The organism is uncultured Marinobacter sp., from assembly GCF_913055835.1.
Taxonomy (GTDB): domain Bacteria; phylum Pseudomonadota; class Gammaproteobacteria; order Pseudomonadales; family Oleiphilaceae; genus Marinobacter.
Genome location: NZ_CAJXKQ010000001.1, coordinates 74,949 through 101,164, shown reverse-complemented (window position 1 = coordinate 101,164; position 26,216 = coordinate 74,949). Strand labels below are relative to the sequence as shown.

Sequence of the window (26,216 nt, the reverse complement as noted above, 5' to 3'; positions counted from 1 at the left end):
AAGGTGCTTCCCGCAACCAACACACATTGGGAGGTACCAAGAATGAGATTCTCACATAGAGCAGCAGGGCTGGCACTGGCGCTTATGTCTTCACTGTCCCACGCGGAGACCACCGTCATAGACATTGCGGGTTAAGACGTGCCCGTGATCGAAGACGGACTCTACGATCGGTTTCGTTCAAATCCGCCGCTCTCGGTAATTGCAGAGGAATCGCCGGAAACCGATCTGAGCTGGTTCCGGACGCTGGAAAAACAGAAAGTGGATATGGGATTTGAATCCTATTCACCAAATTTTTACTACGAAAACACCAAGGTGACGGCGATTTTTACCGCCGATCTGGGCCGTCTCATCTCGCTCATGCCCGAAGAGGTGCGAGAGCAGGTCCAACCCTTGAGTATCTGGCCAGGCAGGGGTTTAGTAGCGCTGACGGGCTACGCCTATCACTACTGCGACAATGACTCTTACAACGAAATCTCGCTGGCGATAGTCACTACCAAGCCGGGCGACGCCAACATGGGCCCTATCAGCCTCTTCCGGCAGTCCCGAAATGCAGATTTCTGGGGTTATGTTCTCAAGCTGCCTGTGGATACAGAACTGGCGCGGGTACGCGGCGTGGTCGGATACAATCTGCCCAAATGGCTGACAGGCATTCATTATCGGATGAGCGAGCGCTCGGTCATCTTTGAAGTGATGGACCAGAAAAGCGGCAAGCTGGATTTTGTCTTTGAGACCGATCGATTGGAGGACGTTTCCGAAGAAGAAACCATTGTGACTAACAGCTTCATAAATATCGATCAGAATGGGCGCCTGGTCTATGGCCACGCCGATTCACGCCAACTCAAACATGGTTCGACCATGGATGACGAAGCCGTCAATCTTGAGTTGGGCGACGGTGAGTTCTCGGACTTTATTCGCAGCTTGGATCTTGGTGAGATGGTCCGATACGACTACGTTCCCAGCTTTCAGAGCGCACTTTACGCGCCAAAACCACTGGCCTCCCTGAACGACTGAGATCAGTGCTCGGGCTTTCCCAGACCATACTGGGAAAGCACCCGTTTTGCGTTGTCGGCACAATCCATATCCTCCGGTTTGGCCTCAATATCCGCCAGAACATCCAGCAACTGGGCTTTACTGGCAGCCAGCTTCTGCTCCATGTCCTCGATATCCCGGACCTTCTGGTGGAGTGATTGCAAAAGAAAACTGTGGTCCCACGTTTCCATGTCCGACGGAAGTAGAGATCTCAGCTCATCCAGACTAAATCCAGCCTGTTGCGCCGTGGTAATAAGCTTCAGCACGGTGACCGCTTCGGGCGGATAGCTGCGATAGCCGTTTGCCTTGCGCTGCACGTTTTTCAGCAATCCGATGTGTTCGTAAAAGCGGATCTTGGAAGGTGCCAACTGCGTGAGCTTGGCAATTTCACTGATTTTCATGCTCGCCTGCCGGTCAGTATTTAAGGTTCAATTTAACTTTAACAATTGCCGGGACAGGCGCCCAGCTTTCTGTCACTAAAAGGTCATGCTGATCCAATCTAAAAGTCCGCTTATGTTAAGGTGCCGCGTGGAATTCAGGATGGTCGCAAAGCGAAACATTCATATTCGTGGGTACGAAGGAGCAGGTAGATCAAAGGTCTGTGACGGTTCCGGTCAACTGGGTTATTGGCCAAGGAACATTTTCAGGAATGACGAGAACTGAAGCCCCCTAGCGATTTGATCAAAATAGAAGTGATCACTCATAAAATCACACCAGTCGGCATCTTGCTGTTCAATTGTTAACAGATGGTGGCCTAGGTCCTTTTAAGAGAGATTGCCACATCACGGTAGGAATTTCTCCTTTCATTCCACCGAATAGGCCTTGCACTATCTGGCATGACCTGAAGAGCAAGGATAAACGATGCAAGAGTCAGGACTGAAAGCAGTTTAGGGAGAGTAAAGCGCTGAGAAGTAATCGTTGGAGCCTTAAATTTGGTGAAATAGGAGGCAAGGAGAACACTAATGCGTTCTCCTTTGCTGAGCTGCCGGGAGAAAGGCGTGCTCTCCCCGAACCAACCTAATCGATCCCTCCAAGACAGGCGTATTTGAGCTCGGTAAACTCTTCCAGGCCGTAACGAGAACCCTCCCGTCCCAGACCAGATTCCTTAATTCCCCCAAAAGGGGCCAGCTCGGTCGAGATCAATCCTTCATTGACACCAACCATGCCGTATTCGAGTGCCTCCAGGGTCCGGAAGATACGCCGATAGTTGTTGGTGTAGAAATATGCCGCCAGCCCGAACGGTGTCTGGTTGGCCATCTCAATTGCCTCAGCTTCGCTTTCAAATTTAAAGACAGCGGCCAAGGGTCCAAAGGTTTCCTCCGAAGCGACCAGCATGTCCACGGTTACGTCCGCCAAGACAGTTGGAGCAAAGAAGTGACCACCCAGCTCATGGGTTTTCCCGCCACAGAGCAGCCGAGCGCCCTTCATAAGTCCGTCATTAACATGAGCCTGTACCTTTTCGACCGCAGCTGTATTGATGAGAGGACCAATAAAGACGCCTTCTTCCAATCCGTTACCGACCCGTAACTGCCGCACTTTATCGGTAAGTTTCTCCAAGAAAGCGTCGTAAACACCAGCCTGAACCAAAAACCGATTTGTGCAGACGCAGGTTTGCCCGGCATTGCGGAACTTCGAGGCAATCGCCCCCTCAACTGCTGCGTCCAAATCGGCATCGTCAAAGACGATGAACGGCGCATTGCCGCCCAATTCCATGGCGGTTTTCTTCACGGTACTCGCACAGCGGGAAAGCAAATGCTTACCCACCGGCGTTGACCCGGTGAACGACAGCTTTCGAATTCTGCTATCCGTGGACAGCACATCGCCAACCTCGGCTGGACGCGAACACGTAACGACGTTGATCACCCCCTCTGGGATGCCTGCCTTCTGAGCCAAATGCGCCAACGCCAGTGCAGTCAGCGGGGTGGACTCTGCGGGTTTGATTACGATCGTGCACCCAGCAGCAAGCGCCGGGGCACACTTTCGCGTAATCATGGCGAGGGGGAAGTTCCATGGTGTGATTGCAGCGACAACGCCAACCGGTTCACGCAAAACCAGAATACGCTTGCTGGAGTCAGGGCCAGGCGAAACATCACCCAGGATTCGCTTGCACTCCTCACTGAAGTACTCAATGAAAGAAGCGCCGTAAACGACCTCACCTCGCGCTTCGTGGAGTGGCTTGCCTTGCTCCAGTGTCATGATTTGCGCAAGTGCATCAGTTTCTTCGATTACAAGATCATACCAACGCCGCAAAAGGCGGGCCCGTTGCTTCACAGGTACTTTGCGCCATTCTTTACCGGACTTTTCGGCAGCCGCCACAGCCTCCAAAGTGTCTTCCGAACCCAAATCTGCGACTTGAGCAATAACCTCGCCATTAGCAGGGTTGCTCACACTGTACTGCTGATATCCCAAACGCCACTCATTTCCAATGAGCGCTGCTACTTTCCCGCCCGATACGACGTCTAACAGATTCATAGAGTTACCTCTCAGACTACCATTGAGAGCGACCCGTCCAATGGCCAGTCCGCCTGTCATCAACGGGTTCGCTCTGATCATCACACTCACTTAAAATGCGGCATCACCTCAGACGCAAAGAGCTCAAGTGAGCGCTTCTTCTCCTCAAAAGGCAGCGTGTTGTCGGTCCAATAGCTGTATTCCGTGATTCCAAGTGCCTCGTATTTCTTGAGCCGCTCCACCAGTTCTGATGGAGCGCCAATCATCATGTTCCGGTGCAGGCTCTCGAGAGAAAACTCGGGGTTACTGGCAACATCCTCCTCGGAGGCAGGCTTGAAAAATCCATCGACTGCCTGCTGGTCATTTTTGAACCATGCAAAGAAATACCGGTAGAACCGTTGCAGGGCCTCCGCGCCACGCCGCCAACCTTCGGAATCATTTTCTTCGTGCACGTAAGTATGACGGAGGAACATTAGCTCAGGGCGATCGACCTCAGGATGGTCGGCACACGCCGTATTGAATTTCTGGGCGAGGTCGGCAACTTCCTCGTCCCCCTTCATCAGTGCGGTGACCATGACATTGCAGCCATTCGCAACCGCAAAATCGTGAGACGCTGGGTCCCTTGCCGCGATCCAAATCGGGGGCAGGGGCTGCTGGAGTGGCTTAGGAACGCTCGTCGTTGTCGGGAAGTTATACACCTCACCCTGGTGACTGTAGTCCCCCTTCCAAAGACCCCGAATGGCGGGCACCATTTCACGCAAAGCCGCCCCACCCTCTGAGGCTTGCATGCCATTGGTCATGCGGTCGAATTCAAACTGATAGGCACCTCTGGCGATTCCAAACTCCAACCGCCCACCGCTGATCACATCCAGCAATGCCGATTCACCCGCCAAACGGATTGGATCCCAGAATGGGGCGACAAACGTTCCCGCGCCAAGACGAATACGGTCTGTTTTCGCGGCCAGATAGGACAGCTGAGCCACCGGGCTTGGGGAAGACGTAAATTGCATCCCATGGTGTTCACCAATCCAGGCTGTTCGAAAGCCGGAGGCTTCGGCAATTTTTACGAGCTCGCAAAGTTCCTCAAACAGCTGCTGGTGGCTTTTGTCACCCTGGTAGCGTTCCATGTGAAGGAATAACGAAAACTGCATATTAAATCTCCTCGATGCGCCCTTTACGACGCTTCAGATTGTTCAACGGCCACTGGTTGGCCTACTTGCTCGCTCGCCAGGGCTTTGAACATGCAGTAGCACATGACCAGCAAGGCAATAGAAAACGGTAATGCGGCTGCGATAGCGGCGGTTTGGAGGGCCTGCAGCCCGCCGGCCAGGAGCAGAACAGCAGACGTCGCACCCAAGCCCAAGCCCCAAATCACGCGGTACGTCTTCGGAGGATTCGGGTTGCCCTGAGACAAAATAGTGCAGATCACCAAAGTTCCAGAATCGGCGGATGTCACGAACCAGGTCACAATCATCAGAGTGGCCATTCCAATCATGAAGCTTGTCGCCCAGGGCACGTTGAGCGCTTCGATGGTTTGGAACAGAACTTTGGTTACGTTTTCATTGGCCACTGTTGCCAAATCAACGCCTCCGAACAATTGGAGGTGAAGGGCCGTGCCGCCAAAGATGACGATCCATACCATTGCACCCAAGGTTGCCGCGAACATGCCGCCAAAGAGCACCTCACGAATCGTTCGTCCCCGTGAAATCCGAGCGATGAACATCCCCACATAAGGGCCCCAAGACAACCACCAACCCCAGTAGAAAATGGTCCACCAACCCTGCCACTGACTCTCCGGGTCCGGGCTGGTCCAAAAGCCCATTGGCAGCAAATTACCTAGGTAATCACCAACGCTGGTTGTAAAGATGGTAAGCAGGAAGACTGTAGGCCCGGCGAGAATAAAGAAGGCGAACAAAACCATACTTAGGTGAATATTCCACTCGCTAAGCATACGGATGCCCTTCTTCAAGCCAGAAACCGCAGACACCGTCGCTGCCACAGTCACCCCTAAAACCAAAAGCACCTGATTGGTAGCGGAGATTTCTAACCCGAACAGGCTATTCAGCCCTGCATTCATCTGAGAAACCCCAAGCCCCAGAGTGGTGGCCGTGCCAAAAAGGGTGGCGAAGATGGCAAGCAGGTCAATGGCATGGCCGATGGGGCCATAGATGCGGTCGCCCAACAGAGGATAGAACGCGGAACGGATGGTCATGGGCAGTCCACGACGATAGGCAAAGTAGGCAAGTATCGCCCCCACGAGAATGTACACAGCCCAACCGTGTAAACCCCAATGGAAAATTGTGATTCGTAGCGCAGCCTGAGCTGACTCCAGTGTATTGGGGGCAACACCATCCATGGCTATAAACGGATTGCCCTGGAGATGGCTCAGAGGCTCAGCGATGCTCCAGAAAAGCAGCCCAGTGCCCACTGCTGCACTGAACAGCATTGCGAACCACGTGAAGTTGGAAAACTCCGGCCGCTCTTCGTCCCTACCCAAGCGCAGCTTGCCGTAGGGGCTGAAGGCGATCATAAGCGAAACAAGCAAAACGACGTTTACCGTCAGGATGTAGTACCACCCGAGTTCGTTCTCGATGTACTGCTTCGCTCCCGTGTAAATAACGTTCGCCAGGTCCGGCTGCAACACCGTGAATAAAACAAATGCCAACACCATGGTGGTTGAGGCGACAGCCATCGTTTTGTCCACGCCGGCGAATAGCTCTCGCCACGGAATACTCGATTGTTCTTTCTGCATTGAATTTTCCTCCCGAGCTCATTCATTGGAATTGTTCTGGTTCAGAGGCCTAGCGAGTTCTCGGCAGCTCGTTTTCGGCACGGCCATCTGACAACTGCGCTTCAGAGTTTGGTATACCATAATACAAAATGCAAAGACTTTATCCTGAGAGCAGCTAATTTTTAGCATCAAAACACCTAACTTATTGTTTTTATGATTATAAAAATTTTATAAGCTTGGCAGAACCCAATTTTCTTCACTCAAACCCAATCTTAACGTTGCTCGATAAGGTTTTTGGTATTATGGTATACCAACATCGCAGGCATCATTTAACCACCTGCAACTGGAATGCAACGAGGAGGAAACCCAGTGAGTTTCGAAATTCGCAAGATCGTCACCTTCCGAGAAACCACGTACATAGAGGCCGGAAAGGCAAGTGATAAACCCGTAACCATGGTTGGTGTGGCCGCCGTAGTCAGCAACCCATGGGCCGGCCGTGGATTCGTGGAAGATCTGTCACCTGAGATTCGCAACGGCTGCTCAGAGCTCGGCGAGCTAATCGTCAAGCATATTCTGGATGAGATCAGCGGCGACGATGTCGAAGCCTATGGAAAAGCTGCGGTAGTCGGTGCAGAGGGGGAGATCGAACACGCCTCTGCCATCATCCATACCCTGCGATTCGGCAACCATTTCCGGGAAGCGGTGGGCGCTAAGAGCTACCTGAGTTTCACCAACAAACGCGGCGCGCCGGGCACCTCAATTCAGATCCCGATGATGCACAAGCACGACGAGGGCTTACGTTCCCACTACATCACATTGGAGATGTGCATCGAGGACGCGCCGCGTGCCAATGAGATTGTGGTCGTTCTGGGTGCTGCGGACGGTGGTCGACTTCACCCGCGCATTGGCAACCGCTACCAGGACCTTAAAGAATTAGCCGAAGAAGCCGAGCAGGCCGCCCAACAGTGACCGGCCGGGGAGGACAAATGCTGCTAACCCAAGCACGAACCAGCGCGTCGGGCACTCGTTACTGGCGCGCAGGCAGTGGCCAACCTGTGGTACTGATTCACGGTGTCGGTCTGGACGCCACCCTGTGGCAGGAACAGATGGAGGCGCTGGCACCTTATTACGATGTAATCGCCTACGACATGCTCGGCCACGGCGAGAGCCCGCTTCCCAAGGTGGACGCCACGCTCGAGGATTACGCCGATCAGCTGGTCACACTGCTCGACGAGCTCGACGTGTCCACAGCAACGGTCATGGGCTTTTCGATGGGCGGACTGGTGGCACGAGCATTTGCCCTTCTTTATCCCGATCGCCTTCAGGCGCTCGTTGTACTCTCCAGCGTCTTTAATCGAAACGATCAGGAGCGGGCCGGCGTGAGCCAACGGTTAGCCCAAACTCTTGAGCAAGGTCCGGCCGCGAATGTCGAGGGGGCCCTAGAGCGCTGGTTCAGTCCGGCGTTCCGTCAGGCTCATCCAAACCGTATTGACGCGGTCCGTCGTCGGGTCACCAGTAACGATCCGGACGGCTATTATCGCAGTTACGCCTTGTTTGGAACTCAGGACCGTTTCGGCGCCGACGAGCTGGGGTCGATCCTGGTCCCGGTACTGGTTGCTACCGGCGAGCTGGATCCGGGATCCACGCCCGACATGGCACACAAACTGGCCGGGCAACTACCGAACGCCCGCGTACACATTCTGGAAGGACAACGGCACATGGCACCGGTTGAAGCAGCGGATCAGGTCAACGACCTCCTGCTGGACTTCCTTGCCAAGGTGCACCGGCCTTCCTTGCAAAAGGAGAGTCTCGAATGAGTCTGGATACGCTGACGATGTTCATTGATGGTGAGTGGCGGGGCGCACGCTCGGGAGCCACATTCGAAAGCTACAACCCGGCAACGGGTGACGTTTGGTGCCAGGTTCCCAACGCCGACGAAACCGACGTTGAGGACGCGGTCCAGGCGGCGCACCGGGCGTTCGAGAGTCCGGAATGGTCTGGCCTGACCGCCACCGCCCGGGGCAAGCTGCTGTATCGCTTGGGTCAATTGATCTCAGAGAACGCCGAAACACTGGCGCAGCTGGAAAGCCGTGACAACGGCAAATTGATCCGAGAGACCCGGGGCCAGGTGGGCTACCTGCCCGAGTTCTTCTATTACAACGCTGGCCTGGCCGACAAGGTGGTGGGCGAAACCCTGCCGCTGGACAAACCAGACCTGTTCGGGGCGACAATGCGAGTGCCGCTGGGCGTGGTTGCCGCAATCATTCCCTGGAACAGCCCGCTCTATCTTACCGCCATCAAACTGGCCCCGGCATTGGCGGCAGGCAACACCATTGTCATCAAGCCTTCCGAACACGCCTCCGCCAGCCTTATCGAGCTGATGCGACTGGTGGAGATGGCAGGTTTCCCGCAAGGTGTGGTGAACCTGGTTACCGGCTTCGGTCCGTCCACCGGGGCAGCCCTGACGGCTCACCCCAAAGTGCGCAAAATTGCCTTTACCGGTGGTTCCGGCGCTGCTCGCCACGTGGTCCGTAACAGTGCGGAAAATTTCGCGAAACTGTCCCTCGAGTTGGGCGGCAAGTCACCCAACATTTTATTTGAGGACGCCGACCTGGATAGCGCCCTCAATGGTGTCGTGGCGGGCGTTTTCGCCGCCTCCGGACAAAGCTGCGTGGCCGGTTCCCGACTGTTGGTACAACGCACCATCCTCAACGAAGTTTTGGATCGCTTGCGCGAGCGCGCCGCGACCATCCGCATTGGCAATCCCGCCGATGCAGACACGGAAATGGGTCCCATTGCCACCGAGGCCCAATTGAATCAAATCGACCAAATGGTGACCCAGGCGCGAAGGGATGGGGCCGAGGTACTGTGCGGCGGCCAGCGTCTGGAAGACCGAGACGGCTGGTACTATCCGCCAACGATCCTGGCCTGTCATTCCCACCAGATGCCCATCGTTCAAGAAGAGGTCTTTGGCCCGGTGGTGGCGGTGATCCCATTCGATGACGAGGCCGAGGCTCTGCGCCTTGCCAATGACACCGAATATGGTCTGGCGGCCGGCATCTGGACCCGCGACGTAGCACGCGCCCATCGGCTGGCTCGCGATGTACGTTCCGGCATCCTTTGGGTCAACACTTACCGTGCGGTTTCGGCAATGGCACCGATCGGCGGATTTGGCGCCAGTGGCTACGGCCGCGAATGTGGCATCGATGCGGTACGCGATTACACCGACCTAAAAACCCTGTGGATCAATTTGTCCTCAGATCCGATGCCTGACCCTTTCATCATGCGTTAATACGGGAGAGTGCGATGATCGACACACAAGATTACAAGCAGGTTCTAGGTGCCTTTCCAACTGGCGTCACTGTGGTCACTGCCCTCGACGAGGAAGGCTGCCTGGTTGGTTTCACCGCAAGTGCGTTTTCTGCGGTGTCCATGGATCCTCCGCTGGTGCTAATCTGCCCTAGCCTTAACTCGGATTCGTATCCCGTTATCAAGCGAAACGGGCGCTTTGCAATTCATATTCTGGGGCATGACCAACAAGCTATCGCCTACCGTTTTGCCGGCAAGGGTCGGAACAAGGGTGAAGGCATTGACTGGCGTCGTTCTGAACTGCAGAACGCCCTGATTTGCGGCGCTGCCGCCTACCTGGAGTGCCGCGTTTGGGAAGACTACCCGGGCGGTGACCACGCGATCCTGGTGGGTGAGGTGGAGAAACTGTGGTGCGGCGGCGATCAGGTCGATCCGTTGCTCTATTGCCGCGGAAAGATGGACCAATTGCCGGAAAATCTGCGCGCGCTCGCCCGCGCCTCCTAATCTCAATTTGAAGAGGAGAACCAAATGTCAGACGAACGATTTGAACGCGGTCTGAACAAGCGCCGCAAAGTTCTGGGCAACGAGCACGTCGAACGTTCCATGAAGAATGCCGACGACTTCTCTCAACCCCTACAAGAACTGGTGACTGAATACTGCTGGGGCAACGTGTGGCAACGCGACGGTCTCAGCGACCGGGACCGCAGCGTGATAAACTTGGCCATGCTTACAGCCCTGAACCGTTCGCACGAACTGCGCCTACATGTCCGGGGTGCCATCAACAACGGTATGCGCGTAGAAGAAATCCGAGAAGTGCTGATGCAGACGGCTATCTACTGCGGGATACCGGCCGCCATTGATGCTTTCCGTCAAGCCCGCGAGGTTCTCGTCGAGATGGGCGAAATCTAGTCACAGCCTGGAGCCAAGAGAAGAAATGCAACGGACCCCATTAGATGACAGCCTTAAGGTCTCACGTAACCAACCAACGCTACGGGAGATGGTGCTCGATAAACTGCGTCAAGCCATTATGAGCTTCCAGCTTCTGCCCGGTGACCGCTTGGTAGAACGAGACCTCTGCAAACGTCTCGGCGTCAGCAGAACATCGGTGCGTGAAGCCCTTCGTCATTTGGAGGCGGAAGGTCTCGTAGAAAGCGAGGGCGGCCGCGGGCCACGCGTTGCTGTCATTACACTCGAAGACGCACGGGATATATATGAACTGCGCTGCGTTCTAGAGAGCATGGTGGTTCAGCTATTCACGCAGAAGGCCACGGACAAACAAATGGCAGATTTCGATCATGCGTGGGAGATTCTAAAAGCGACGCTCCGAAGCGGAGATACCGTAGCCATTGTTAATGCCGTCAGTGACTTCTATGGCGTTCTCTATGAAGGTGCGGGCAATCGAGTTGCGGGCCAGTTCCTTAGCCTGTTACAGGCCCGAGTAAACTACCTGCGAGCCACCTCTGTTTCTCAGAAAGAGCGCTATCTCGACAGCTTTCAGGAAATGACCAAGATCGTCGAGGCGATCAAGGCAAGAAACGCCGAAGCAGCGCATGAAGCCTGTGTCGAACACATCAAGGCCGCCGCCAACGTTGCCTTGGCAGCGCTGGCTGAAAAGCAAGGCGAATCGGTTGAGCCTATCTCACCGCCTGTCAGTGTGGCGAGAAGCCTCCAGTGAGGTTAAATCATGCCAAAGTACTGCACCAATTGCGGTAACTCACCGCTCACAAGGGGCATCCCGGACGGCGACACCCACGCACGAGACTACTGCAGCGCCTGCGGTTGTGTTGTCTACGACAACCCCAAGGTAATTGCTGGCGCCATCATTGAACAAGATGGGCGGCTGCTCCTTTGTCAGCGGGGGATACCACCACGCGTGGGTACCTGGACTCTCCCAGCGGGATTCATGGAACACGGTGAAAGTGTCGAGGAAGCGGCTCGCCGGGAGGTTTGGGAGGAGACCGGAATGGACACCGAGGTCACCACTCCGTATTCGATATTCAGCGTACCCCCGACCAATGAGCTTTATATTATCTACCGGGCTCGAATGCTCGCTTGGAACGGAACGTCCGGCCACGAGACACAAGCGGTGGATTGGTTTCTACCAGAAGACATTCCCTGGGAGCTGATTTTCTACCCAGCAATTCGCCAGATCCTTGAACGGTATATTGCAGAGCGGACCATGGGTTCCTATGGCATTTACACCGGCAGCATGGAATATGGGAACATTCACTTCATGCGGTAAACTTCTAGAAAATCGGAGGCAACACCTGTTGCCTCCGGCCCGTTAAGGCTGAAGCGTTTCCACAACCTCAAGATTAAAACCAGCCAGCCCTTTGTAATTCAGGGGCGCGCCCATCACCCGCAATTTTTTCACACCCAAATCGGCGAGAATTTGCGACCCGGTTCCGACACTGGAATAACGTCGGGACGACACATCGGGTGGCGGTGTGTCTTGTTGAGTTGCCCGTGAAAGCAGGCTCTGGGGTGATTCGTGGCTGGCCAGAATGATTACGGTGCCACGCCCTGCCTCCGCAACCTTTTCCAGCGCCGACCACAAAGACCAGGCGCGGGGGCCTTGATAATCCGCCCCAACAAGATCTCGCAATGGGTCGACCGAATGAACCCGAACTAAAGTTGGTTCGCTACCCCTGACATCCCCCATCGTCAAGGCGAGGTGAGCATCGCCAGATATCAGATCCTCATAGGTGTGCAGCACGAATTCACCATGCGCGGTAGACAGCGGCTGTTGCCCGGTATGCTCCACCGTCTTCTCCGTCTCTAAACGGTATTGAATGAGGTCTGCGATCGTACCGATCTTGATTCCATGTTGACGAGCAAACTCCTCCAGCTCGGGACGTCGCGCCATGGTGCCGTCATCGTTCATGACCTCAACAATTACCGCCGCCGGCTCAAGCCCCGCCAGGCGAGTAAGATCGCACCCCGCCTCAGTGTGACCTGCGCGGCTAAGCACCCCACCTGCACGGGCTCGAAGCGGAAACACATGCCCCGGCTGGACCAGATCCCGGGCGTGGGCATTCGGCGCGACGGCCGCGAGAATTGTAGTGGCCCGATCTGCTGCTGAAATACCAGTGGTGACCCCCTCCCTCGCCTCAATGGACACCGTAAATGCTGTGGTGAAACTGGAGCCGTTATTTACGGCCATCGGCGCCAGCTCGAGTTGGTTGCATCGTTCGGCAGTAAGAGTAAGGCAGATCAGGCCGCGCGCGTGCTTGGCCATAAAATTGATTGCTTCGGGTGTCACGTGCTGTGCAGCTAACACAAGATCACCCTCATTCTCCCTGTTCTCGTCGTCCAGCAATAAGACCATGCGGCCATTTCGAATGTCTTCGATAAGGCTCTGGGTTGAGTCAAAGTTCATATAGTCACCGCTCTATTCGAATGATCGCCATCGCAGGCACCCATATTTTGGTATACCATAATACAAAAATAAAGACGGAACGAGGTATACGTGGTGGCTAAGGGCTTTTGGATTGCTAACGTTACAATAACGAAAAACAGTGATTATGCGGATTATCAGAAACTTGCGCCACGAGCGTTTGAAAAATTTGGCGCCCGTTTTCTAGCCCGGGGTGGAGCTAACCAAGCTTTAGAGGGGCGGTCTACCCCCCAACGCACGGTCGTTATTGAGTTTCCTAGCTATCAATCGGCTCTCGATTGTTATCATTCGGAGGAATATGGCAAAGCACGGGAGGCGCGCCAAGGTGCATCAGTTGTCGACATCGTAATCGTTGAGGGGCTTTGAGCAGTGCGGGCATCGGGCATACGCGCCTGCGTGAAGTAGCTCTGGCTTCCAAACTTTAGGTCATTGTTCCTAACCCTCCCATTCATTTGTAGGGTTAAGGTCAAAAGCTTTGAACGAAGGCCATTTGATCGATTGCTGAATCACTGATCCGTTCACTCAATCTATAAAATAGGGTCATCAGACAGTAAGCGGCTCAATGATTGGGGGGCAGGTCAATCGGACTGTGGACTTACCCTGGTCCACTGAATGTCCGCTTTTGTTTAGCTGGGCCCGGAGTGTGCCCTGGTCGCAAAGCGGATATTCGGATCGGGGAAAGTCCATCATAAAGATGGTCGAATATCTGCCGCTTGCCTGCATTGCGGCTCCATTCTTTCTGCCGTCAATTGGCAATTTTCAGTTTTCAACGGATATGTGAGAAACTAACATGGTTCCGCATCTTTGGAGTCATCCTGCAGGTAATCATTTCATTGGCTTCGCAGGCCTACGCTTGTTGAACAGGTTAAGTGAATCATGCCGGGAAAAAATTCAGATTATGAGCTCCTGGCTAATGTAATAGAGTCTATTCAGACATCCCGGTTCACATCTAATCTGACAGCTTTTCTCCACCAAACCACCACCTTCGACAGCGCCGTAATTCTCGGTCATCGCTCTGGCAAACATCCCATTTATTTACACGACTCTCTTCAGGAGAAGCGGCACCTTCTCTTCAATCATTATCTTACCCATGCCTACCTTGGAGATCCTTTTTACCTTCAACTGATCGAAAAAAAGCAGCAGGGGGTTTTCCTTTTTAAGGATGTCGCCAGTGGCGTGATTCCCTCAGCTGAATACCAGCGCTCGTTTTATAAGAAAACAGGCTGGCAGGATGAAATCTGCCTGACCATCCAACTAGAGGCCGACCGGTGGATTGTCATTTACTTAGGGTTCCTAGAAAGCGGGCAACGGTTTTCCCGCAAGCAGGTCGAGGCTTTACTTCAGCGCTTCGACGTCATCGCGGCTTTATGCCGACAGCATTGGAATACGCATCCGTTTCACCTGGGTCAGCCCTATGCGGACTCGGGTTCATCCGGCAGTAATATCCTGTCGGCTGTAGCTTCCTTCGGCGGTGATCGCCTTAGTCCCAGAGAACAACAGGTTCTTTCGCTGATCTTGCAGGGGTTGGACACCCGAGAGCTCTCTGAAAATCTGGGCATCACCGAGGGCACAGTGAAAAATCACCGCAAAAGCATATACGCGCAACTGCACGTAACATCTCTTGGGGAGCTGTTCCGCCTGTTTCTTAATTACGCCATAACGTCCCCCGACAACAACTGACTCGACGTACTGTCCCTTTGGGGACATTGAGGGCCGGACAACTGGAATCTAATCTGACTCCGTTTACCTGACGGGAGCGAACCAGTGAATCCGACAACTTTGATTGATGATCTAGAAAATCGTGGGCTGATTTCGCTGTCCACGAGATCTGAAGAGCTACGAGCACTTTTAAGCCAGCCGCAAACTGTTTACTGCGGCTTTGACCCGACGGCGGGCAGTCTACATATTGGGCATCTGGTGCCCCTGCTGATGCTCAAACGATTTCAAGATGCAGGCCATCGTGGCGTGGCACTGGTTGGCGGTGCCACTGGGATGATCGGCGACCCCAGCTTCAAGGCCAGCGAACGCACCCTGAATCCAGCGAACCAAGTGCAACATTGGGTCAGCGCGCTCAGCAAACAAATTCAAGAGTTGATGTCCCAGCACCAAGGGGCACCCCTGGATATCGTCAATAACGCAGACTGGCTTGCTCAAATTGGCGTAATCGGATTCTTTCGCGATATTGGCAAGTATTTTTCGGTGAATGCGATGATCAATAGGGAATCCGTGAAGCAGCGGTTGGACCGTGCGGACCAAGGCATGTCGTTTACCGAGTTTAGCTACGCCCTACTGCAATCCTACGATTTCGTCCATTTGAACAAAACCTTGGGTTGCCGACTGCAAATAGGCGGAAATGATCAGTGGGGTAACATTTTAAGTGGCATCGACCTGACCCGCCGCCTGAATGGCAACCAAGTGTTTGGACTAACCTTGCCGTTGATCACTAAGGCGGATGGTACAAAGTTCGGCAAGACCGAAACCGGTACGATCTGGCTGGATTCAGAACTGACTTCCCCGTACAGCTTCTATCAGTTCTGGCTGAACACCGACGATGCCGACGTTTACCGCTTTCTCCGTTACTACACGTTTCTTGACATTGAAACGATTGAGCAGATTGAGTTACAGGATCAAAAGGTTAATGGCCGACCGCAAGCCCAGCGAATTCTTGCTGACGAAGTCACACGATTTGTGCATGGAGAGCATGGACTTTCTGGCGCCCAACGTATCTCAGAGTCACTGTTCAGCGGCAAAGTAGCGTCCCTTTCTCTGGAGGAACTGCAGCAACTGGAGCAGGATGGTTTGCCCTCCTTTGGTGCTCACTCTGACGATTCTCTGGACGCTGCTCTGGTGGCGGGGAATATCGCCAGATCCAAACGACAAGCCCGTGAGCTGATCAGCCAGGGCGCAATCCGCGTCAATGGCGAGCGCTGCCATGAGACTAGCCTTGGAGATAGCTTTGCGCTGTTCGATCGTTATTGGATTATTCAAAGAGGAAAGAAACAGTTTTGCATGTTCAAACGCAATTGAACATGTAGCCTCCGAGGAACAGTGCAAAGCCCATCACAACAGGGGCTCCAATGCAAACAGATAGGCGTGCGCCCAGCCTCCCATGTTTCTCACCTGGACATGGATTCTCCAGTGTAGGAGTGTACCGTTCACCAATAAGCGATACAGCCGACGGAAACCCCGAGCCAATTACCGCTTCATTATCGGCAAAACAGCAATGGGTGGTTTCCTTATGTTCGAAGCCCCTATATCGCTAGTCCGCCGCATGCGGCCGCTCCCCTTGACAGAGTGCGCCCCTTAGATATATAAGTGATCGATCACAAATTATAGGATCAGCTCGATGTCGAATGTAGGCCGCCCCGTCAATCATGCGGCGCGAGAAGCTAAAACAGAAAAAATCATCAATGGTGCCATCCAGTGCTTTTTGAAAAAGGGATTTCACGGCGCCGGGATGGCCGAGATTTCACGAAAGGCGGGGGTTAGTCAGGCCAACCTCTATCAGTACTTCGCTTCGAAAAACGAACTGATACTGGAGATCGCGAAGCGCTACTTCTCCAGAGACATGGATGCCTTAAGACGGGTGGAGAGCGCGAGTGACTTCCAGGCGGCGCTTGAGCAGGAAGCCTACCTGACCGACGATAAGACAGGCACGATCATGTATATGGAGATACTGGCAGAGTCCTCAAGAAACCCTGACATAAAACGGCTTGTGCTTGAATCCAGCAAGAATCTCTATAGTGTTTCATGCTCAATCTTCAAGAAGGCACAGGAATCGGGGGCGATTGGCCGGCACCTGACACCCGAACAGATCACGCACTTCATTTTTTCATATATTGATGGGCTTTCCTGCCATATCGCCACGACCGACACTGAATATTCAAGTGAACTGTTCAGGCTGTTTATGCAAACCCTCCTGAAACCAACAACTTAATGGCCTATCGATAGATTTCATGGGATTATCTGGCGTGCTATCACTTATTTATATAACTGAACGTTCATTTTTATATTTTTCGGCCACTGTCAAGACTGTGCTCACTTTCGCCGCCATCTCTGTAGCCGCCTTACTGCAGGCCTGCAGCGAAAGCCCGCAGCCAATCACCGCTGAGAATATAAAAACGGTCTCTGTCCGTGAAATAGACAATGTTGATTATTTTGAAGCCATCCAGTTGCCCGGCATTACCGATACGAAGAGTCAGTCTCAACTCTCGTTCGGTGTAGACGGTACGGTCTCAAGTGTCCGGGTTGATATAGGAACTCAGGTTCACGCTGGCGACATGATGGCCTCGCTCGATCAGGAACCCTACAGACTGGCGCTTGAAAACGCTCGCTCTGAATCAGAGAGAGCCCGGGTTACATTTGAAGAAGCCAAAAAGAACTACGAGAGACTGGTCAGCCTGCGCGCCAGGAACCTGGCCTCCGAACAGAACCTGGATGCCTCGAAATCCAATTATGAAAACGCCCGGGCCATGCTCAGGGAAACTCAGTCGCAAGTCAGGCTAGCCGAACGGGATCTATCAAGGACAGAGATACATGCGCCCTATGACGGCATGGTATCGGGCCGCAGAATCGAACCGTTCGAAGAAGTGACAGCGCATCACGTGGCTTTTACGTTCGACGGCACTGGAGCACGCATCGTTGAGTCATCGGTTCCAGAAATCCTGGCGACGCGCCTGCAGAATGGGGACGAACCGGAAATTATCGTCCACCATCGAGGCCGTTCCTTTAGAGCATCCGTTGCGCACCTATCCAGACGGGCAAACGAGGGGTTAGATTTTCCGGTCAAACTCCGAATCGACGCTACCGGAGAAGCCCCCCCTTCTCCGGGACTTGTGGTTTCGGTTACCTACCGAATACCCGAGGAAGGGAACATCGCCCTGGTGCCTCATGGGGCCGTTGTTGTTGAACCGGTCGATGGCACCCCCTTCATTTATCGATACGATCAGGAGACCGGGACGGTTAGCAGAACCCCGGTCACTATTGTTAACTCCGAAACGCAGGGTTACTGGGTCAGAAACGATCTCGGCAACGGTGATCTATACGTTGCAGCGGGCGCCGCGTTTATTAGTGATGGGCAGAGGGTATGGCCGACAGGAGCCGACCAATAATGTCTATTACTGCATTTTCTCTCAACAACAGTCGGCTTGTTCTGTTTATTTTCATCGCCTTACTAGTTACTGGGTTAGCGTTATATCCAGATTACCCCTCCAGGGAGGAACCGACGTTACCAATCAACCAGACCGTTATCACCGCTTACCATCCGGGTCTGGATATCTATGAGACAGAGGCCCTGCTTGCCCGGCCTATCGAGCGAAGCTTGCGCGAACTCGAAGAGGCGAAAAATATCACTACCTCGATAAGGGCCGGAGAAGTCTATCTGACGTTTGAGATAAAAGATGGCACACCGAACTACTCGCATACCTGGCTTCGGGTCAGGGCGAAAATGCAGGACGTCCTAAACACCCTGCCGGACGGTGTTTCGGGTCCCTTCGTCAACGACAGCTATGATGCTGTAGCGGTGATGACGGTGGCTCTGAGTACAACTGATTACTCGTATCAGGCGCTGCGGGATAAGGCAAGCGAGCTTCGCAACTATCTTTATAGCGTATCTGGAATGGATAAGGTTACGTTACACGGCGTCGTCGACGAACAAATATCCATAAAATTAAAGCCCTTTGTTGCATCGCGGTATGCACTCAACCCCAGCGATATTTATCTGCAGCTCAGCAAGGCCAACTCACTTGCTCCGGCAGCTCGTGTTAATTTCAACACTCAGGAAAGTCGGCTTTTCGTGGAAAGTGGCTATGAAAGGTTGAGCGATATTGCGGAAACGCCCATATCGCTCCCAGACGGATCGATGCTCCCCTTGAGTCGTCTCGCAGACGTTACACGAGTCCCTGCGGTACCACTCACCAGTACCGCCTATCTCGATGGGCGCCAAGCGATCGTTGTTGCCGGCTACATGGCCCCCGGGATTAACATGGTGGACTTCAATGAGCAGCTTCGAACCCGATTAGCTGAGTGGGAGGACGATCTACCTGTTGGCTATCAGATGAAGACGATAACCGACCAGGGCAAAGTTGTTGATCACGTGATATCAACAATGATCTCAACCCTCCTGGAGACCATTGTCGTGGTGACCATTGTGACGATTATCGCCCTGGGCTTCCGGACGGGTTCTCTGGTGGCGCTGGCCGTGCCTATTACAGGCGTTATCACCCTGGTTTTTCTGCGGGTTATGGACGTAGAGCTGAATGAAGTCAGCATTGCGTCCTTCATAATCGCACTTGGCATACTCGTCGATAATCCCATGGTAATGGTTGAGGACATTTCCAAAAGAGTGGCCCAGGGAGAAAGTCGCAGGTCTTCCGCCCTGATGGCTGGCAAGACTTTGGGAACGCCCATTCTCATCGCAAGCCTGACCGTGATACTCGCCTTCGCCCCGCCCGTGTTCACTGACAACATCACCGCCATCTATATGCAGACGCTGACGATTGTCATCGGTGTCATGTTGTTGGTTTCTTGGTTTGTCGCCACGATGTTGATCCCGATCATGGCGCAGTGGTTCGTCCGGAAGCCATCCCGCACTCAGGAAATGACCGTTGGCAGACCTTCCCGCCTGATGGGTGCCATGTCTTTCCTCTGGGATCAGGTTCTGGCAAGACCCTGGACGTTTCTCTGTGCAGCCACCGTAAGTCTTGTCGCCTCGTTATTTCTCTCCAGCACCATCCCTGAGGCGTTTTTTCCACCCTCCGAACGCTCCCAGTTGCAGATTTCCATGGAGCTACCAGCCAACACCCCGGCAGAAAGAACGGCCGATATTGCGGCGGAAATGACTCAGTGGCTGAGCGACAACGATCGTTTTTCAGAAATTACGGGTGCGGTCGCCTACGTGAGTGACGGCGGGCCTCGATTCATCCTGGGTCTGAATCCACCCGAGCCAGCGCCACACTCCGCGTATTTCGTCGTCAATGTCACAGAGAATACTGACGTCAGCGAACTCGTCGACAAGCTAAGAGCAGAGATTCCGCCGGAGTATCCTTCTGCAAAGCTGGAGATAAACCCCTTTTTCATGGGCTCCACACCACCCGGAGAAGCTGCCATCCGACTCACCGATAGCAGTCACTCCGATATCCTGAGCGCCTCTGGCATTATTCAAAGCGCCCTGCGTGACATAGAAAACACCATTAACGTAAAACAGGATTGGGAAAAATCCGTCGCTAACTTCATTGTAAACGTTGATCCCGCGGCAGCCCGCCATGCGGGAGTAACCCGTGAAGATATCTTACGGGCCCTCAGAGAGAGCAGCATGGGAGAAAACGCCGCTATATTTCGGGAAGGCGAGCATCAGCTACCCATCGTTCTATCAACCAGCCTCGACGGCGATCTGTCATTGTCGAAGTTGCGGAACATTCAGGTATTCGCCGAGTCGTCGGATCGCTCGGTCTACCTGTCAGATATTGCCACTATCGAGACCAGGCTTGACCCTTCCCTCATCAAAAAGCGCGATTTGGTGCCCACGGTAACAGTGACTGCGTTGAATCCTTCGATGACATCGAAAGAGTTGGCTTCCTCGGTTTCAGGCGCCATTGATCAGGTAAAGCAACAATTCGATATTCAGGTAGAGTTTGGTGGTGAAATCGAGGAAAGCGCGGTGACATCGGAAGCTATATTCGCCTTTTTACCGCTGTGCGTCCTGGGCATGATCGTGTTGTTTATCTACAAGTACAATTCGTTCAGGAAAGTAACCATCATTGTTCTAAGCGTGCCTTTCTGCACCATTGGCTTATTGCTCGCGCTGGTAATCTTGCGTCTGCCCTTCGATTTCATGGCGAACCTGGCGATTTTCGCACTGATAGGCATCATCGTTTCAAATGCCATGCTGATCATTGAACAGGCGGATACTGAAAAAGAAGCCGGGAAATCCGAGCTCGAAGCCCTGAAGTGCGCTTTAATGGAACGTTTCCGGCCGATTATGCTGACTCAGATCACCACAATACTGGGTCTTCTTCCTTTACTGATCGCAAACGATCCCCTATGGAGATCGTTTAATGTTGTCATTATGGGCGGTCTTATTTCGGGAACTATCGCCTCTTTTATCGTTGTCCCAAGCCTGTACGTACTGTTCTTCCACAGGAAGTCCACCACCCCCCAGGTGAATCCAGAATGAACGAGTTCATGCTCTACGTTAGCGTGTTTGTAGGAGCCGCCATTCCAGTGCTGGAAGTCTGGATAGCGGTACCTCTGGGAGTGATCGCCGGTTTGCCGTGGTTTCCCGCCGCCATCGCAGGCTTTGTCGGAAACCTCGTCTCTTTGTTGCCGGTCATTTACGCCAGCGAGAAGGTTTCAGCGTTCATTCATCGCTGGTTGAAGCGCCCCAGGACCACTGACACGGACGAACCACAGCCCTTAGAAACGGACCGCAAACACCGCATTCTGGAAAAGTTCGGAGTTCCGGGACTGGCCTTTCTGGGTCCTTTTCTGATTGGGGTACACGCCGCAGCAGCTTTTGCTATAGGGATCGGCGCTGCCAGGAAAAATGTCCTTGGTTGGTTTACCTTATCCCTGCTGGTTTGTTCCCTTCTTTTTGGATTTCTTGCAGGTATGGGAATAACCGAACTATCCGAAGGCAAACAACTGCCGTTTTCTGGCGTGTTCTGAGGGCGTGCGCGACTCCATTGCGGAATAGAAACTGACTTGATATGAGATGTCCGTTGAATATGCCGACATCGGAGAATAGTGAGTGCGTCTTCTGGAATATTGGCTATGGCACGGCTCGGTGCGAATGTCCGCTTTTGTTTAAGAGCTTGGAAAGCCCGGCCTGGTTTCAAAACGAACGCCCAGATTTGGGATAATTCTATGCGGCGGGTTCGGGACACCAAGGGACTCAAAAGAGCCAGTCAGAGAAGTAATCATCCAGGCCGAGACTGGTGAAGACAACACCTGCAGGCAAGCTAAGACGACGCAACAGCGGTGTTTTACGCTCTCCCTCCGATCCACGTGCTGGTCGTATACCACTCGGAAAGAGCTTTTTACCCAAGCGGTCATGCAAGAACACGATAAAAAACAGTACAGCGGACAACACTGCAATGTTGAACACCGCCGCCCAAGCCCCGGTAAACATCAATTGAACCAAACCGTTTATTGCCACCCCAAGCAAAACACCAATAACGACATTGACTACTGAGTTTGCCCAATGGCCGGCCTGTGCAAAAAATGCGGCAGCCCGCTGGGCACGTACCTCAGATTCCTGTTTGTCGGGCTTTGCATCTGGTTTGAGCCTCGACCAGACGACCAATGCCATGACAACGCAGATGAAGGTTAAGGCTATGAGAAAGGCCAGACCTTTCACCATTAAAGTTCTGGCCGCGGCAGTTTGGGTAGCATGGCCTCCACATCAATCGTGTAGGTAGAGAAAAAGGCCTCCGCCGCCTCAATTAAAGCCGTCTCGTTTTTGAGTATCCCAAGATAGACCGGCCATTCGGCGTCTATCAGTTCCGTGCTGTAACGCTCTGGATCGACGTCCCCCAGCGTTGCCAGGAACCGGAACTCCGCTTCGTTCATGACAATGTAATCGCACCTTTTGTGCAGAAACATTTGCAGCATCTGCCGGGCGTTGTAGGCGTCATGGCGCACCAGTTGGCTCCCGATCCGTTGCTCGATTCGATCACTGTAGACAAACCATCTGCGAAGACAGATACCTCCATTGAGGTCATCGAAGGAGTCGGGCTGTTGGCCGGGTTGCGCGAACACGCGGTCACGCCAGGTCATTACCGGCCCTACGGCGTGCATTCGGTCCGGCAGAGGCATCCAAAGCGGGTTGGCGAACACCGCGTTGGCCAGGCCTCGTTCCAGAGCCCAGGCCTGGCGTTTGCGAGTCATCGGAATGAAATCGGCAGAGATACCAGTCTCCGCGGTGAAGTCGTTGATCACCTTCACCAGAACGCCCTCGTTGAGGTCGTTGCCGTAATAGAACGGAAGAAAGCCCTCATCCGAACCCATAACCTCAAGAGTTTGGGAATGAACTGGTAGGAGCCAGAATGCCATGATGAAAAACAGGACTACTCTCATTCTGTCCTCGTTGGAATGATCAATCGGGTAAGGCCGTCGCTTGCCCGACTCTGCCTTGCCAGTTCAAGACAGTTTGGCTCGAATTCCGGCCACAAGCCATAACAAAGTCGACATTGTTGAGAACTCAGCGTTACCCACAAAAACTGTGGATAACTTTGTGGGAACAGCTCGGATAGGTGCATTCAGCCCTGCATTAGCAGGGCCTCAGCAATTATGGCGTTTTTATGACCGGCCAAAGAAAATACAGCCTTTCCGGGCTAGCGAATTCCCTTGGACTGCAGCCATTGACTGATCTGCGCCTGATTCATGGCGCCGCTCTGGCGGGCCACTTCCCGGCCATTCTGGAACAGGATCATTGTGGGGATGCTACGAATGCCAAACTGGCTGGCAGGGCCCTGGGCCTGTTCGGTATTGAGCTTGGCAAAGCGCACTTTGCCCCGCCAATCTTTCGCGGCCTGTTCAAACTGCGGTGCCATCATTTTGCACGGGCCACACCAGCTCGCCCAGAAGTCCACCAGCACCGGTAAATCACTACGCCCGGTATGGGCTGCAAAGCTCTGGTCTGTGAGTTCCAGAACCTGATCCGGCCACAGCGGCTGTTTGCAGGCGCCGCAATTTCCGCCGGCTGACAGTTTCTCCACCGGTACGCGATTGACCTTGTGGCAGTGGGGACAAACCAGGTGTCGGATGTCGGTCATGATTCATTACCCTCAGAGTGTGTACTGGTAAAAATGATCAGGGCAGACGACAGGAAATCAAGCCGCTGCGCTCACGCTCGCATCGCCAGACCGGCCGTTTGCGGCCATAATGATCAGCAAGAGTGGGAAAGCATCAGGTATACAGGGGTTCAGGATGAGAAGACTCGATGGCAAAACGGCTCTGGTTACCGGAGCGGCCAGAGGCATTGGTGAGGCTATCGCCGCTCAGTTCGCGAAGCATGGAGCGAAGGTCATCGTGTCAGATATTGACGATCAGCAGGGTCAGGCACTCGTTGATAGCTCAGAATTCGACATGCACTATCTCCATCTGGACGTGAGCGATGAAGCCCAGTGGATCCATTGCGTCAGCTTTATCGAGGAGCAGTTCGGGGGCCTGGACATCCTGGTGAATAACGCCGGCATTACGGGATTTCTGGAGAGTAGCGGGCCTCATGATCCGGAAAACCTCGATCTTGATTCCTGGCAGACCGTTCATGCAACAAACCTGAACGGTGTTGCCCTCGGCTGCAAGTATGGGATCAAGCTGATGAAGACTTCCCGGGCCGCCAGCATCGTCAACATTTCCTCAAGATCGGGGATTGTTGGTATTCCGGGGGCGGCTGCTTACGCCTCCAGCAAGGCCGGCGTCCGGAATCACACCAAGACCGTGGCGCTCTACTGTGCCGAAAAAGGCTACCCGATCCGGTGCAACTCCATTCATCCCGGCGCCATCATGAGCCCGATGTGGGAAGCGATGCTTGGAGAGGGAGAAGCAAGAGAGGCCGCGATAGCCGAGGTAGAAGCTGGCGTTCCAATCGGAAGGATGGGAAAACCCGAGGATGTTGCCTATGCTGCGCTTTACCTCGCCTCAGACGAATCAAACTACGTCACCGGCATCGAGCTGAACATCGACGGCGGCATACTGGCCGGAAGCGCCTCCGCTCCGGCCAGACGATAATGTCGGTATTCAGAACTCTGACATCACATCCTGAAGGTCCTGCTTGAGCTCTGCAGGCTCGGTAATCCATACCGTTTTATCCAGTCCGGGAAACACGCCCACATCCAGGCCATCCTTCGTCAGGCCGGGTACCCACTTCCGAAAAAAGTCCGGCAGTGAAATGCTGCGGGGAGTCAGCTCATCGCCGCCGTCGGCGTAGTCGGAGGCAAAAGCCGAGGTGGGCCATACCGGCAGATATTCAACGTCGCCGTCGTCCGAGGCGATCTTGAGGAACCGGCTTTCGCTATTCACCAGAATCCAGATTTCCCGTTCCTCGGCTACATGGCTCAGGAAGTAGTCATACCGCTCTTCACCATCCATTTCGATTACTTGATCAAGGTTTTCAGTGCTCATGCGCGGTACGCCGCTCCAGCCGTTTGCATTTGGGTATTCGTGGGAGACTAGCATGGAGTCTCAGTTTTCCACCACCCGGGCCCGGAGCCTTGGCAACTGAGCCGGGTAATGCTCCTGGATGAAGGTTACCATGCCCTCCCGGACCGCACATCTCAGGTCCCAGTTCTTGCTGGAATCCGCAGCGCTCATCAGAAATCGCACCTGAATTGCCTGATCACTGGAATCGGTTACCTGTACCGATGAAAATTCGCCATCCCAAAGGCCGGACTCATTCAGCAAGCGGGTGAACTCCTGCCTGAGCGGCTCAACCGGCATGGTGTAGTCCACCCAGATAAAGACCGTGCCCAGCAACTCGGAGGTATTTCTGGACCAGTTCTGGAACGGGTTTTCGATAAACCATTGCAGTGGAACTACCAGGCGGCGCAGATCCCATACGCGCAAGACCACGTAGGTGGCTGTAACTTCTTCCACCCAGCACCACTCGCCCTGTACATGCAGCACATCGTCTATACGGAAGGGCTGGGTCAGGGCAATCTGCATGCCCGCCAGAAGGTTGCTCAGGACGGGGCGGGCCGCAAACCCGAGAATCAGGCCGCCAACGCCGGCAGAGGCCAGCAGGCTGGCTCCCATGTGCTGAACCGATTCAAAGGTCATCAGGGCGGCGCCCAGGCCAATAATAACGATGAGGATATTCAGTGCCCGCACGAGGAATCGGGTCTGGGTTTCGACCTTGCGAGCGCGTTTCCACTGCCCCTCCAAAACCGGATTGAGGGCAACGATGACCTCACCTATGGCCGAGGTCAGTCGGACGGCCGCCCAGGTAATGGCGAGCACAAGCAACAGGGTTGTAACCTGCTGGATTGCAGCCATCAGGGGCAGATCAGGTGGGGCAGTCTCCAGAGAACCTGCCAGGGCAAGCAGGCAAAAAACCACGCCAAGAGCACGGGCAGCGGCATCCAGGAACAGCCGGATGACGGTTCTGGACTCTGAAAAATGCCGGAACACAGCCAGGGCCAGCCGGTAAACGATGTAGGTAATCGCAACCGCGAGAATCGCCGTAAAACCCGGCCACAACCATGCCTTGAAACCGGCTTCAAACGATTCCAGCATCTGCCCTCCCGAGCATTCGATCAAAAAAGTCGGCAGGCGAATACATTCCTGTATTCTACTCAGCCC

General features: G+C 54.0%; 26 protein-coding genes. 16 read left to right on the top strand and 10 right to left on the bottom strand.

Annotated elements, in window-relative coordinates; genetic code table 11:
• Positions 1-138: 138 nt before the first annotated feature.
• Positions 139-1,011 (top strand): acetoacetate decarboxylase (ADC), encoded by an 873-nt coding sequence (locus QZ534_RS00540; RefSeq protein ID WP_296930077.1) that lies wholly within the window; start codon positions 139-141, stop codon positions 1,009-1,011.
• A gap of 2 nt (positions 1,012-1,013) precedes the next feature.
• On the opposite strand, the gene QZ534_RS00535 is transcribed toward QZ534_RS00540, so the two are convergent.
• The 4 genes from QZ534_RS00535 to QZ534_RS00520 all read right to left on the bottom strand — a co-directional run bounded on the left by QZ534_RS00535 (position 1,014) and on the right by QZ534_RS00520 (position 6,232).
• On the bottom strand, positions 1,014-1,430 hold the full coding sequence (locus QZ534_RS00535) for a MerR family transcriptional regulator (RefSeq protein ID WP_296930074.1): 417 nt from the start codon (positions 1,428-1,430) through the stop codon (positions 1,014-1,016).
• A gap of 616 nt (positions 1,431-2,046) precedes the next feature.
• Positions 2,047-3,501 (bottom strand): NAD-dependent succinate-semialdehyde dehydrogenase, encoded by a 1,455-nt coding sequence (locus QZ534_RS00530; protein WP_296930070.1) that lies wholly within the window; start codon positions 3,499-3,501, stop codon positions 2,047-2,049.
• A gap of 86 nt (positions 3,502-3,587) precedes the next feature.
• Entirely contained in the window at positions 3,588-4,631 is a 1,044-nt protein-coding gene (locus QZ534_RS00525) for an LLM class flavin-dependent oxidoreductase (RefSeq protein ID WP_296930067.1), read from the bottom strand.
• Positions 4,632-4,654: 23 nt separating this feature from the next.
• Entirely contained in the window at positions 4,655-6,232 is a 1,578-nt protein-coding gene (locus QZ534_RS00520) for a BCCT family transporter (protein WP_296930064.1), read from the bottom strand.
• 348 nt (positions 6,233-6,580) lie between these two features.
• Here QZ534_RS00520 and QZ534_RS00515 point away from each other — a divergent pair, with 348 nt between their 5' ends.
• The 7 genes from QZ534_RS00515 to QZ534_RS00485 are packed head-to-tail and all read left to right on the top strand — an operon-like array spanning position 6,581 to position 11,762.
• Positions 6,581-7,180, top strand: a complete 600-nt coding sequence (locus QZ534_RS00515) for an amino acid synthesis family protein (RefSeq protein ID WP_008169810.1) — start codon at positions 6,581-6,583, stop codon at positions 7,178-7,180.
• Between the two features lie 17 nt (positions 7,181-7,197).
• Entirely contained in the window at positions 7,198-8,028 is an 831-nt protein-coding gene (locus tag QZ534_RS00510; RefSeq protein WP_296930058.1) for an alpha/beta fold hydrolase, read from the top strand.
• Positions 8,025-9,503: an aldehyde dehydrogenase gene (locus tag QZ534_RS00505; RefSeq protein ID WP_296930055.1), complete on the top strand. Its 1,479-nt coding sequence runs from the start codon at positions 8,025-8,027 to the stop codon at positions 9,501-9,503. The genes QZ534_RS00510 and QZ534_RS00505 overlap by 4 nt, the downstream gene beginning before the upstream one ends.
• A gap of 14 nt (positions 9,504-9,517) precedes the next feature.
• Positions 9,518-10,024 (top strand): flavin reductase family protein, encoded by a 507-nt coding sequence (locus QZ534_RS00500; protein ID WP_296930053.1) that lies wholly within the window; start codon positions 9,518-9,520, stop codon positions 10,022-10,024.
• 24 nt (positions 10,025-10,048) lie between these two features.
• On the top strand, positions 10,049-10,429 hold the full coding sequence (pcaC, locus tag QZ534_RS00495) for a 4-carboxymuconolactone decarboxylase (RefSeq protein WP_296930051.1): 381 nt from the start codon (positions 10,049-10,051) through the stop codon (positions 10,427-10,429).
• 25 nt (positions 10,430-10,454) lie between these two features.
• Positions 10,455-11,195, top strand: coding sequence for a GntR family transcriptional regulator (locus tag QZ534_RS00490; protein WP_008169820.1), 741 nt, complete (start codon positions 10,455-10,457; stop codon positions 11,193-11,195).
• A gap of 9 nt (positions 11,196-11,204) precedes the next feature.
• Complete coding sequence (locus tag QZ534_RS00485) at positions 11,205-11,762, top strand: NUDIX hydrolase (RefSeq protein WP_296930048.1); 558 nt, start codon at positions 11,205-11,207, stop codon at positions 11,760-11,762.
• A 42-nt stretch (positions 11,763-11,804) separates the two neighbouring features.
• On the opposite strand, the gene ribBA is transcribed toward QZ534_RS00485, so the two are convergent.
• Positions 11,805-12,899: a bifunctional 3,4-dihydroxy-2-butanone-4-phosphate synthase/GTP cyclohydrolase II gene (ribBA, locus tag QZ534_RS00480; RefSeq protein WP_296930046.1), complete on the bottom strand. Its 1,095-nt coding sequence runs from the start codon at positions 12,897-12,899 to the stop codon at positions 11,805-11,807.
• Between the two features lie 90 nt (positions 12,900-12,989).
• Between ribBA and QZ534_RS00475 the strand changes: the two genes are divergently transcribed.
• The 7 genes from QZ534_RS00475 to QZ534_RS00445 all read left to right on the top strand — a co-directional run bounded on the left by QZ534_RS00475 (position 12,990) and on the right by QZ534_RS00445 (position 21,581).
• Positions 12,990-13,283, top strand: a complete 294-nt coding sequence (locus tag QZ534_RS00475; protein WP_296930043.1) for a DUF1330 domain-containing protein — start codon at positions 12,990-12,992, stop codon at positions 13,281-13,283.
• 510 nt (positions 13,284-13,793) lie between these two features.
• A complete protein-coding gene (locus tag QZ534_RS00470) occupies positions 13,794-14,597 on the top strand; it encodes a helix-turn-helix transcriptional regulator (RefSeq protein WP_296930041.1) in 804 nt (267 codons plus the stop codon).
• A gap of 84 nt (positions 14,598-14,681) precedes the next feature.
• Positions 14,682-15,944 (top strand): tyrosine--tRNA ligase, encoded by a 1,263-nt coding sequence (gene tyrS, locus QZ534_RS00465; protein WP_296930039.1) that lies wholly within the window; start codon positions 14,682-14,684, stop codon positions 15,942-15,944.
• 319 nt (positions 15,945-16,263) lie between these two features.
• Positions 16,264-16,854 (top strand): TetR/AcrR family transcriptional regulator, encoded by a 591-nt coding sequence (locus QZ534_RS00460; RefSeq protein ID WP_296930036.1) that lies wholly within the window; start codon positions 16,264-16,266, stop codon positions 16,852-16,854.
• A 34-nt stretch (positions 16,855-16,888) separates the two neighbouring features.
• Complete coding sequence (locus QZ534_RS00455) at positions 16,889-18,028, top strand: efflux RND transporter periplasmic adaptor subunit (RefSeq protein ID WP_296930034.1); 1,140 nt, start codon at positions 16,889-16,891, stop codon at positions 18,026-18,028.
• Positions 18,028-21,090 (top strand): efflux RND transporter permease subunit, encoded by a 3,063-nt coding sequence (locus QZ534_RS00450; RefSeq protein ID WP_296930031.1) that lies wholly within the window; start codon positions 18,028-18,030, stop codon positions 21,088-21,090. The genes QZ534_RS00455 and QZ534_RS00450 overlap by 1 nt, the downstream gene beginning before the upstream one ends.
• The gene (locus QZ534_RS00445) at positions 21,087-21,581 is read left to right on the top strand and encodes a small multi-drug export protein (RefSeq protein ID WP_296930028.1); all 495 of its coding nucleotides are present in this window, start codon (positions 21,087-21,089) and stop codon (positions 21,579-21,581) included. The genes QZ534_RS00450 and QZ534_RS00445 overlap by 4 nt, the downstream gene beginning before the upstream one ends.
• Before the next feature lie 226 nt (positions 21,582-21,807).
• On the opposite strand, the gene QZ534_RS00440 is transcribed toward QZ534_RS00445, so the two are convergent.
• From QZ534_RS00440 to trxC, 3 genes are all read right to left on the bottom strand, one after another.
• The gene (locus QZ534_RS00440) at positions 21,808-22,275 is read right to left on the bottom strand and encodes a hypothetical protein (protein WP_296930026.1); all 468 of its coding nucleotides are present in this window, start codon (positions 22,273-22,275) and stop codon (positions 21,808-21,810) included.
• Positions 22,275-22,991, bottom strand: coding sequence for a polar amino acid ABC transporter substrate-binding protein (locus tag QZ534_RS00435; protein ID WP_296930024.1), 717 nt, complete (start codon positions 22,989-22,991; stop codon positions 22,275-22,277). Before QZ534_RS00435 ends, QZ534_RS00440 begins: the two co-directional genes overlap by 1 nt.
• A gap of 257 nt (positions 22,992-23,248) precedes the next feature.
• Positions 23,249-23,689: a thioredoxin TrxC gene (gene trxC, locus QZ534_RS00430; protein ID WP_296930020.1), complete on the bottom strand. Its 441-nt coding sequence runs from the start codon at positions 23,687-23,689 to the stop codon at positions 23,249-23,251.
• Between the two features lie 154 nt (positions 23,690-23,843).
• Here trxC and QZ534_RS00425 point away from each other — a divergent pair, with 154 nt between their 5' ends.
• Positions 23,844-24,647: a glucose 1-dehydrogenase gene (locus QZ534_RS00425; RefSeq protein WP_296930017.1), complete on the top strand. Its 804-nt coding sequence runs from the start codon at positions 23,844-23,846 to the stop codon at positions 24,645-24,647.
• Between the two features lie 9 nt (positions 24,648-24,656).
• Here the strand turns inward: QZ534_RS00425 and QZ534_RS00420 are convergent, their stop codons facing one another.
• Entirely contained in the window at positions 24,657-25,040 is a 384-nt protein-coding gene (locus QZ534_RS00420) for a DUF2750 domain-containing protein (protein WP_296930013.1), read from the bottom strand.
• Between the two features lie 60 nt (positions 25,041-25,100).
• Positions 25,101-26,150 (bottom strand): mechanosensitive ion channel domain-containing protein, encoded by a 1,050-nt coding sequence (locus QZ534_RS00415; RefSeq protein ID WP_296930010.1) that lies wholly within the window; start codon positions 26,148-26,150, stop codon positions 25,101-25,103.
• Between the last annotated feature and the right edge of the window lie 66 nt (positions 26,151-26,216).

Coding starts and splice junctions, on each gene's coding strand:
- trxC (WP_296930020.1), bottom strand. CDS start 23,689: ATGACCGACATCCGACACCTGGTTTGTCCCCACTGCCACAAGGTCAAT.
- QZ534_RS00450 (WP_296930031.1), top strand. CDS start 18,028: ATGTCTATTACTGCATTTTCTCTCAACAACAGTCGGCTTGTTCTGTTT.
- QZ534_RS00420 (WP_296930013.1), bottom strand. CDS start 25,040: ATGAGCACTGAAAACCTTGATCAAGTAATCGAAATGGATGGTGAAGAG.
- pcaC (WP_296930051.1), top strand. CDS start 10,049: ATGTCAGACGAACGATTTGAACGCGGTCTGAACAAGCGCCGCAAAGTT.
- QZ534_RS00440 (WP_296930026.1), bottom strand. CDS start 22,275: ATGGTGAAAGGTCTGGCCTTTCTCATAGCCTTAACCTTCATCTGCGTT.
- QZ534_RS00425 (WP_296930017.1), top strand. CDS start 23,844: ATGAGAAGACTCGATGGCAAAACGGCTCTGGTTACCGGAGCGGCCAGA.
- QZ534_RS00435 (WP_296930024.1), bottom strand. CDS start 22,991: ATGAGAGTAGTCCTGTTTTTCATCATGGCATTCTGGCTCCTACCAGTT.
- QZ534_RS00490 (WP_008169820.1), top strand. CDS start 10,455: ATGCAACGGACCCCATTAGATGACAGCCTTAAGGTCTCACGTAACCAA.
- QZ534_RS00470 (WP_296930041.1), top strand. CDS start 13,794: ATGCCGGGAAAAAATTCAGATTATGAGCTCCTGGCTAATGTAATAGAG.
- QZ534_RS00445 (WP_296930028.1), top strand. CDS start 21,087: ATGAACGAGTTCATGCTCTACGTTAGCGTGTTTGTAGGAGCCGCCATT.
- QZ534_RS00505 (WP_296930055.1), top strand. CDS start 8,025: ATGAGTCTGGATACGCTGACGATGTTCATTGATGGTGAGTGGCGGGGC.
- QZ534_RS00415 (WP_296930010.1), bottom strand. CDS start 26,150: ATGCTGGAATCGTTTGAAGCCGGTTTCAAGGCATGGTTGTGGCCGGGT.
- QZ534_RS00460 (WP_296930036.1), top strand. CDS start 16,264: ATGTCGAATGTAGGCCGCCCCGTCAATCATGCGGCGCGAGAAGCTAAA.
- QZ534_RS00520 (WP_296930064.1), bottom strand. CDS start 6,232: ATGCAGAAAGAACAATCGAGTATTCCGTGGCGAGAGCTATTCGCCGGC.
- QZ534_RS00530 (WP_296930070.1), bottom strand. CDS start 3,501: ATGAATCTGTTAGACGTCGTATCGGGCGGGAAAGTAGCAGCGCTCATT.
- QZ534_RS00485 (WP_296930048.1), top strand. CDS start 11,205: ATGCCAAAGTACTGCACCAATTGCGGTAACTCACCGCTCACAAGGGGC.
- QZ534_RS00510 (WP_296930058.1), top strand. CDS start 7,198: ATGCTGCTAACCCAAGCACGAACCAGCGCGTCGGGCACTCGTTACTGG.
- ribBA (WP_296930046.1), bottom strand. CDS start 12,899: ATGAACTTTGACTCAACCCAGAGCCTTATCGAAGACATTCGAAATGGC.
- QZ534_RS00535 (WP_296930074.1), bottom strand. CDS start 1,430: ATGAAAATCAGTGAAATTGCCAAGCTCACGCAGTTGGCACCTTCCAAG.
- QZ534_RS00500 (WP_296930053.1), top strand. CDS start 9,518: ATGATCGACACACAAGATTACAAGCAGGTTCTAGGTGCCTTTCCAACT.
- QZ534_RS00525 (WP_296930067.1), bottom strand. CDS start 4,631: ATGCAGTTTTCGTTATTCCTTCACATGGAACGCTACCAGGGTGACAAA.